The organism is Flavobacterium sp. UGB4466 (assembly GCF_903469665.1).
Classification (GTDB): Bacteria; Bacteroidota; Bacteroidia; order Flavobacteriales; family Flavobacteriaceae; genus Flavobacterium; species Flavobacterium lipolyticum.
Genome location: NZ_CAGKLC010000028.1, coordinates 41,147 through 49,919 on the forward strand (window position 1 = coordinate 41,147; position 8,773 = coordinate 49,919).

The window sequence follows — 8,773 nt, forward strand, 5'->3', positions numbered from 1 at the left end:
CTCTACTTACTTAAATCGAATTGATTATGGATACACTACAGTTTTTGAATTATTTAACGGAAGAAAATATTACTATCCGGTTATCTGAAGATAATCTTCAAATTTCTTATACAAGTGAAGAGATTTCTGAGGCTGTGATGGAGGAAATAAAAGTACGAAAATCTGAAATCGTAGAATTTTTAAAACAGCAGCAGGAAACCAGAATGGAAGCAAGCATACCATTGGCACCCGCAGATCTGATGTATTATCCGCTCACACCTTCTCAGACAAGATCATGGATTGTGAGCCACAATTGGGGCGATAATTATGCTTACAACATGTCAAAAAGCTTTCAGTTTGAAGGAGAATTAGACATTGCAGCGCTTGAAAAAGCCAGTCAGGAATTGATTTCCAGACACGAGAGCCTTCGAACTGTTTTTGCTGAAAATGAAAGTGGTGAAATATGCCAGTGGATCAAAAGCCCTGAAGCGCTAAATTTTAAGATCAGTCACATTGATTTTAGAGGAGAGGATACTTCAGAAGAAAGATTAAGCAAGTTCATTAAAGAGGAGAGGGGAATACCTTTTGACCTGCAGACCGGTCCTTTATTGAAATTTTACTTAATTCGTTTAGAGGCAGATAAATGGTTGTTTTATAGTATCATTCATCATATCATTTGCGACAGCAGATCATTCAATATTCTGATACGCGATTTATTCTTTTTCTATAAAGCCGAAGTAATGCAAATGGATGCTTTATTACCGGAGCTCAGAATACAATATAAAGATGTGGCGGTATGGAAAAGCAAACGTTTTGAGGATATAAATTTAAGTAAAGAAAAAGAATATTGGATCAATCAGCTGGGAGGAGAACTGCCTTTGCTGCAATTACCTGAAGATTATACCAGACCGGTGATTAGAAATTCTGAAGTGGGGATGCTAAGACGCACCATTAAAGCCGAATCAGTAAAAGAGTTTAAGACGTATTGCAGAAACGAAGGCGGAACCTTGTTTACAGGATTGATGACTTTATTTAATTTAGTGTTCTATAAGTTTAGTGAACAGAAAGATATTATTTTAGGATTTCCGGTGTATGGAAGAGATTTTTCTGAATTGGAAGATCAAATAGGTTTTTACGCGGATACAATTGCTTTGCGAACCCGTTTTGAAGCGCAGAATACCTTTAAGGAACTTTTTAATATTGTAAACACCAATGCTTTCAATGCCTATGAAAACAGAGAGTATCCATTTGAAGAAATCGTAAATCAGCTTCAGGTAGAAAGAAATCCGGGCAGAAATACCCTATTTGATGTATTTGTCGTATTGCAAAATTTTGACGCTGATTCTCTGGAAGACGATTTCCTTCCGGGAGGATTAAAAGTGGTTGAATTTGCAGAACTGAAAGAAGGGTATTCAGCTTATGATCTTACGTTTAATTTTGCGGAATCCAAAGAGGGAAGCCTTTTTTACGAAATCGAATACAACTCAGCAATCTATCAGGAGGAAACAATAAAACGTCTGACCGATCATTTAGAGTATTTAATGACGGAAACCATCGCAAACGATAAAATTGCTATAAGTGCTCTGGAGAGCATCGATTCTGGTGAACGTAAAAGAATTTCAGAATGGAGCCGAAATCAATCTAATGTTATTCTTTCTGATAAATTAACAGGAGATAGCCGTACAGCGTTGGATTTTGGTCTTTATTATTTCGGAAATACCGGAACAGAAGAAAATCAGTATGAAATACTAATGATTGGAGCAGCTTATGCAGATCTTAATGGTTATAGTGCAGTCTGGACACCGGAACGACATTTTAATGAATTTGGCGGACCTTTTCCAAATCCAAGTGTCTTGGGAGCAGCCGTAGCAGCAAGAACCAAAAATATAGGCATAAGGTCAGGAAGCCTTGTTGCAGGACTTCATCATCCCATCAGAATAGCCGAAGAATGGTCGGTAGTTGATAATATTTCAGGAGGAAGAGCAGGCATCTGCTTTGCTTCAGGATGGAATGCTAATGATTTTGTTTTTTATCCTGAGAATTTTAACGACCGAAAGGATATTTTAATTCAGACCATAGAAGATGTTCGCTCGCTTTGGATCGGAAATTCGGTAAATTTTAAAGGAATTGATTCGATAGAGAAACCTTTTAAAATATTACCAAAGCCAGTTCAGAAAGAAGTTTCTGTTTGGATTGCCTGTACCGGAAATATAGAAACCTATAAAAGAGCAGGAGAAATAGGAGCAGGAATTTTGACAGGATTGTTAAATCTTAGTTTTGATGAACTGGAAGAAAAAATTGCGGTATACAGAAAGGCTTACAAAGAAAATAATCATAAAGAAGGCGGCGACAGAGTGGTACTCATGTTACACACTTATCTGGATGAAACGGTAGAAAAAGCACAGGAAAAAGCAAGACCATCAATGAAGAAATACTTGCTAAAGTCTCTTGAAATGAATGGGAAAGAAGCTTTGGAAAAGAGCAGTGATCCGTCACTTCAAAAAATAACAGAAAAGTCAGTTGACGAAATGCTGGATTTTTCGGTGAGCAAATATTTTAAAGAAGGCAGCCTTATCGGAAATTTAGAAAGCAGTTTACCGATCTTAAATAAAGTGGTAAAAGCAGGAGTAAATGAAATTGCCTGTTTAATCGATTTTGGTATTGACAAAACAAGTGTGTTGGAAGGCTTACCTTATATCACAAAATTAAAAGATTCTTTTAACGCTGTACAAAAAGAGATTGGTGCAACTAAAAAGGAGGACAGTAGTAAGAGTATTGAAACTTCGGTACTAAAACTTTTTAAAGAACAATATCTTTTGCATCCCCATAAGATTGCAGTTTCGGACGGTACTGATTCGCTAACCTATGAAGCGCTTTACCAGAAATCAGAAAATCTGGCCCGATACTTACAATCAAAAGGAGCTAAAAAAGGAATGATCATCCCGTTGTGCATCAACCGTTCTGTTGATCAATTAGTGGGGATTTTGGGCATCCTGTTTACCGGAGCTGCTTTTTTACCCATTGATTCCGGTTTCCCAAACATAAGAATTACGCAGATTATAGACGAAGTAAATCCTGAATTACTGGTAGTTCAAAAAGAAAACACGAGTCTTTTTTCTTCCGAAATAGTAAAAGTAGACATCCATGAAGTTCCCAATGTTAGGGACAGTATTTTCGAAGCGGTAGCAATAGATTCAAGTGATTTAGCTTACGTTATTTTTACGTCAGGGTCAACAGGAAAACCAAAAGGAGTAATGATCAGTCATCATTCACTTGAGAATGTAATCGTTTCATTGTCTCAGCAATTAGAATTGGATCAAACCATAAAATTTGTAGCAGTTACTCCTCTGATATTTGATATTTCACTTTTAGAAATCTTCTTGCCTTTAATCACCGGAGGGCAGGTTGTAATGACAAACGAAAAGGAAGGAAAAGACATTTATCATCTCAATAATTTTCTAAAAGAGAATACAGTAACTCACATGCTTACGACGCCAACAAGATGGAAAATGCTTTTGGACACAGGCTGGAAAAATACAGAAAATCTGGTGGTTATGGCTGCCGGAGAAGATTTGGATCAACAACTGAAAAATAATTTGGTCGCACTTACCGGTACCGGTATCTGGAATCTTTATGGACCAACTGAAACCGCCATCATCTCCAGTTTGCAATTTTTGGAACAAGACGATATCGTAAACATCGGAAAACCAATTGATAAAACAGGATTATATGTTTTGTCTGAAGAAAAAATGCTAATGCCTCAGGGCGCTGTCGGAGAGCTTTACATTGCAGGAAGCGGACTTGCTTTAGGCTATTTTAAGGATAAAGCACTTTCAGACGAGGCGTTTGTTTCCAATACTGTTGATCCTGAGATGGGCGATTTGTTATACAAAACGGGTGATTTAGTCAAATGGCTGCCGGACGGGACTTTGAAATATATGGGACGAAAAAAGAATCAGATAAAAATCAGAGGTTATCGTATTGATTTAAAAGAAATCGAAAATGTCCTGGAACAATACCAATCCGTAAAAAAAGCAATATTGTCCCTGAATGAAGATGAAAATGGTGAAAAAGAATTGACAGCCTATCTGCATAGCAATGAAAAAATAGATTATGTGTCATTAAGAACATTTCTGAAAAGCTATTTACCGGATTATATGATTCCCGAAAAATTTAAGACCGTAAAGGAAATCCCGGTAACCGTAAACGGAAAAGCAGATCTCAAAAAATTACACCTTCTTAAAAATAATTATACCATAAGCAATCAAAACACTTTTGTATTGGCGAGAAATGAGACGGAAAAGCAGTTAACGGAGATTTGGAAGGATTTATTAAAACTGGAAGAAATAAGCGTAAACGATAACTTCTTTTTTCTGGGAGGAAGCAGTTTGAAACTTGCAAAAATGAAAAATGAAATCTATAAACGATTCGGTATACCGCCCGTTTCTTTAACCCTATTGCATCAACTTACTATAGCCTCTTTCTCGGTTGAGGTAGAAAAATTAGTCAAACAGACGGAGGAAGTTGACGAAGAGGAATACGAGAAATTCAATATTTAAGATACTCTTTTACTTTTCTAAAATTAAAACCAAATAACCTTTTAAAAATTCAGAAATGATGGAAAAAATAATTTCGCAACCGTCAATCGATGTTGTAAACCCATTATTATTTTCTATGGGCGAAGATGTGATGGGATTTCTAAACGAAGTTCAGTTGCAATATCCTGAGGCAATTTCATTTGCATCAGGCAGACCAGATGCTAAATATTTCAATATCGGGCAATTTTCTGAATGTCTGGACTATTTTGTACAGCATAATGTTCGTGAAAAAGGGATTGAAGAAAATATAGTTTTGGAAAATCTGGGACAGTACAACAGAACCAAAGGAATCATAAATACAGAAGTTGCAAAATATCTGTTTATTGATGAGTTTATAAAAGTAAATCCGGAAGATATCCTTATCACAGTAGGAGCACAAGAAGCCATCGCCATTGGAATAACAACGCTTTGCGATCGGGAAAATGATGTTATTCTGGTAGAAGATCCCGCTTACATTGGGATAACACATTTTGCAAAAATCAATGACTACAAAATTGAAAGTATTCCGGTTATTGCAAATGAATCTTCCATAAAAGCAATTGAAGATAAAATTTTGGAGCATCAGGAAAAGGGTAAAAAAGTAAAAGTGGTTTACGTAATTCCCGATTTTCAAAATCCTACCGGAAACAGCATGTCTTTGTCCAACCGGCATAAACTTCTGGCATTGGCACGTTTGTATGATTTTGTGATATTTGAAGACAATGCCTACGGTGATTTTTATTATGAAAACGAAAAATTGCCTACTCTAAAATCGTTGGATGAAAATGATACTGTAATCTACTTGAGATCCCTTTCAAAAACGATATACCCTTCTTTACGTCTTTGTTTAATGGTCGTTACACAAAAAGTAAAAGTACAGGGTAAAATTTTTGCCCTAAGCGATTTAATGGCGAAAACGAAAGGATACGTCACTGTAAATACCCCATCAATAATGCAGGCCATGTTTGGCGGTTTATTACTAAAGAACAAATTTTCGCTCGAATCCTTAAATGCTGAGAAACGGACAGGTATGAAAGAAAAGAGAGATCAGCTTTTAGAAAGTCTGAATCATTTCTTTAATAAGGAAACACAGTACTGGGCAGAAAATATCAGTTGGAATTTACCTGCAGGAGGTTTTTTCTTAATTCTTAAAGTGCCATTTAAAGTGCCAAAAGAAGATGTTATAAGATGCGCAGAAGTCAATAAAGTAATTTTTACCCCTATGTCTTTTTTTTACATGAATGAAGGAGGCGAAAAGGAGTTGAGGCTGGCCTTTAGTAATGTCACCAAAGAAGAAATCATAAACGGAGTGCAAAGATTGTCTGAGTTTATAAAATCGAAAGTAAAAAACCAATAAAAACTATAAAAATGGAAAACAACAATGAAATAATCGTATCTGATTTTTTTAATATGGAGTACGATTTTGTCGAGTATTATGTGGGTATGGCTAAAATGGTAGTATTCTGGCACGTTAAAGCATTAGGTTTTGAAGTGATAGCTTACGCCGGACCGGAAACAGGTGTTTTAGATCGTTGTTCTTATTATATCGTAAAAAATGATATAAAACTGGTGATCACCTCAGCATCACAGCCTAGTTCGTATAAAATAGTTTCTTTCGTAGATCTTCACGGGAACGGTATCAAGAGACTGGCCATAAACGTTGATAATGTTAAAGATTTCTTCGAAAGAGCCATGAAAAATGGGGCAATACCAGTAGAACATCCGCATTTAACCTCAGATGAAAATGGTTTTGTAGAACAGGCATCTTTAAAAATGTTTGATGATAATGAAATTGTACTCATCAATTACGATAATTATAATGGAGACTTTCTTCCGGGATATAAAAATGTACAGAGCGAATGGAACTTTGAAGGAGAAGATACCGGTCTGCAAAAAATTGATCACGTCGCTTGTGCCTTAAGACTCAACGAAATCAATTTATGGGAAAAGTATTTTAACAACATCTTCCTTTCTAAAACCGTGGTCGAATTTGACGAGAGAAAAGTAAAAGGCGAAAAGAAAATCGGGATGTTATTGAAAGTGCTTCAATCCGGTAATAAAAGTATTAATAACGTTTTGGTTGAACCGGAACATGGCGCAAAAAATCAGGTACAATTGTTTATCGATCAAAACTACGGAACCGGAATACAGCATATCGCTTTTGAATCAAACAACATTATTAAATCAGTAAAAGCATTGAGAGAGTCCGGTGTGAAATTTACCAGATATCCGGATTCTTACTATGAAAAATTAGCTTCGAAATATCCTGAATTGGACGTAGAACCTTTAAAAAAGCACGGGATCTTGTGCGATGTTTTAGAGGGAGCCCTGCTCTTTCAAATCTTTACCACACCTATAGGAGACAGAGCTACATTTTTCTATGAAATAGTACAAAGAGTAAATGATTATCAGGGCTTTGGTTTAGATAATATCTACGCTCTGTTTGAAGCAATGGAAGAAGAACTGACACTTTCGAATAAAATTTAACAAGAATGACAGGCTGCAAGACCGATATTATAAATGCTATAATTGAAATAGTGGGGCATGACTATGTATTAATGAATGCTGAGTTATTGTACAATTATTCCAGAGACTGCACCTCTGATGAAGAGAGTATACCCTCGGCAGTAATCTTACCTAAAGATGAAAAAGAGATTTCAAAAATTCTTAAAATCTGTAATGAAACCAAGACCAGTATCACCGTGAGAGGCGGTGGTACCGGAGTCAGCAGAGGAGCATTATCTCATACAAACGGCCTGATACTTTCGCTGGAACGGTTGAATAAAATCATCGAGATTAATAAAATCGACAGGATTGTTACAGCAGAGTCAGGAGTGATCACTCAGGATTTGCGTAATGCGGTTTTAAAAGAAGGTCTAAATTTTCCGCAAAACATCAGCAGTGCCAACGCTTGTTTCATAGGTGGAAATATAGCAGTATCGAGTGGCAGTCCAAAATCATTGAAATATGGTACGACTAAAGATTATGTCATCAATTTAGAGATTGTTTTACCTGATGGAAGTATTATATGGACAGGAAAAAATGTAACTAAAAATGCGACCGGTTATAATCTTACCCAATTGTTTACCGGAAGCGAAGGAACTCTGGGCATCATCACTAAAGTAGTATTAAAACTTGTGCCTCCCGTAAAAGAACTGCTTCTCATGATTCCCTTTACTAAAATAGAGAAGCTGTTTGAAGGCGTACAGCAGTTTTTTGTAAAAGGATATGACGCTTCAAGTATTGAATTTATTGATCAGAAAGGAGTAGAGCTGGCCTCAAAATTTCTGGATAAAAAACAATGGGATTCTAAACGTATTGAAGGGATTTTATGGATCGAACTTGAAGGAACAGATTCAGAAAAACTAATGCAGCAGGCTATTGAAATCAGCGAATTTATCAGCGCTTACACACCAGAAGAAATTAGCATAGCCGATACCCAAAACGAAGTGAAAGCATTATGGGAAATGCGTTCTAAAATTGGAGAAGCGGTTATTCATCATGTGTTTTTCAGAGACATCGACATTGTAGTACCCCGTTCTAAAATTGATGAAATGTACAAATCAATTGCAGGGATAGCCCAAAAATATGATTTTGAATACACGGTTTTCGGACATGTTGGGAATGGAAATTTTCATGTCAATATTTTTCAGGACAAACAAAGCAGCAAAAAGCAATGGGAAGACCATCTGGCAATTTGGGTGAAAGCCATTTTCCTAAAAGCACTAGAACTAGGCGGAACCATTTCAGGAGAACACGGAGTTGGTAAAATTAATCTTCCCTATTTAGAAGATGCCATGACCAACCATCAGATCCATATAATGAACGGCATCAGGGAGCTATTTGATAAAAACAGAATAATAAATTAACCCGTTGGGTGTAGTTAATAAAAAAACATTCCACACATAGTCCCGATGCATCAGGATATGTGTCTGAAAGAATACAAAAGAAATCTGTTTCTAACGCATAGTAGTCGCTGTATGTCTTAAATAAGTGAAACGCCTTTTTTGGAGAGTATTAAATCTATGTTTCTATGTGCTGAAAAATAATAGCCACAGATTAAAGGATTAAAAAATCTGCTAAATCTGCGTGAAAAAAAATAACACATAGATACATAGGTTATTATGTGCAGAAAAGAATGTCTAAAAGAAATACATTTCTTTCACATAAGCTCTGTGTTTTATTAAAAGTGAAACGCCTTAATTTGATCATAAAAT

The 8,773-nt window shown here is 36.1% G+C and carries 4 protein-coding genes; all 4 read left to right on the top strand.

Features of this window, described 5'->3' with window-relative positions:
- The first annotated feature begins 26 nt into the window (after nt 1-26).
- The 4 genes from JO950_RS09565 to JO950_RS09580 are packed head-to-tail and all read left to right on the top strand — an operon-like array spanning nt 27 to nt 8,425.
- On the top strand, nt 27-4,538 hold the full coding sequence (locus JO950_RS09565; protein WP_202702434.1) for a non-ribosomal peptide synthetase: 4,512 nt from the start codon (nt 27-29) through the stop codon (nt 4,536-4,538).
- Between the two features lie 55 nt (nt 4,539-4,593).
- Nucleotides 4,594-5,913 carry a PLP-dependent aminotransferase family protein gene (locus JO950_RS09570; RefSeq protein ID WP_202702435.1) on the top strand — a complete coding sequence of 440 codons (1,320 nt, stop codon included), beginning with the start codon at nt 4,594-4,596 and terminating at the stop codon, nt 5,911-5,913.
- An 11-nt stretch (nt 5,914-5,924) separates the two neighbouring features.
- Nucleotides 5,925-7,043 (top strand): VOC family protein, encoded by a 1,119-nt coding sequence (locus JO950_RS09575; RefSeq protein WP_202702436.1) that lies wholly within the window; start codon nt 5,925-5,927, stop codon nt 7,041-7,043.
- Between the two features lie 5 nt (nt 7,044-7,048).
- Nucleotides 7,049-8,425, top strand: a complete 1,377-nt coding sequence (locus JO950_RS09580) for an FAD-binding oxidoreductase (RefSeq protein WP_202702437.1) — start codon at nt 7,049-7,051, stop codon at nt 8,423-8,425.
- Nucleotides 8,426-8,773: the final 348 nt, after the last annotated feature.

What these genes read in the sequence shown, in the direction of transcription:
- JO950_RS09565 (WP_202702434.1), top strand. Translation starts at nt 27, where the DNA reads ATGGATACACTACAGTTTTTGAATTATTTAACGGAAGAAAATATTACT.
- JO950_RS09570 (WP_202702435.1), top strand. Translation starts at nt 4,594, where the DNA reads ATGATGGAAAAAATAATTTCGCAACCGTCAATCGATGTTGTAAACCCA.
- JO950_RS09575 (WP_202702436.1), top strand. Translation starts at nt 5,925, where the DNA reads ATGGAAAACAACAATGAAATAATCGTATCTGATTTTTTTAATATGGAG.
- JO950_RS09580 (WP_202702437.1), top strand. Translation starts at nt 7,049, where the DNA reads ATGACAGGCTGCAAGACCGATATTATAAATGCTATAATTGAAATAGTG.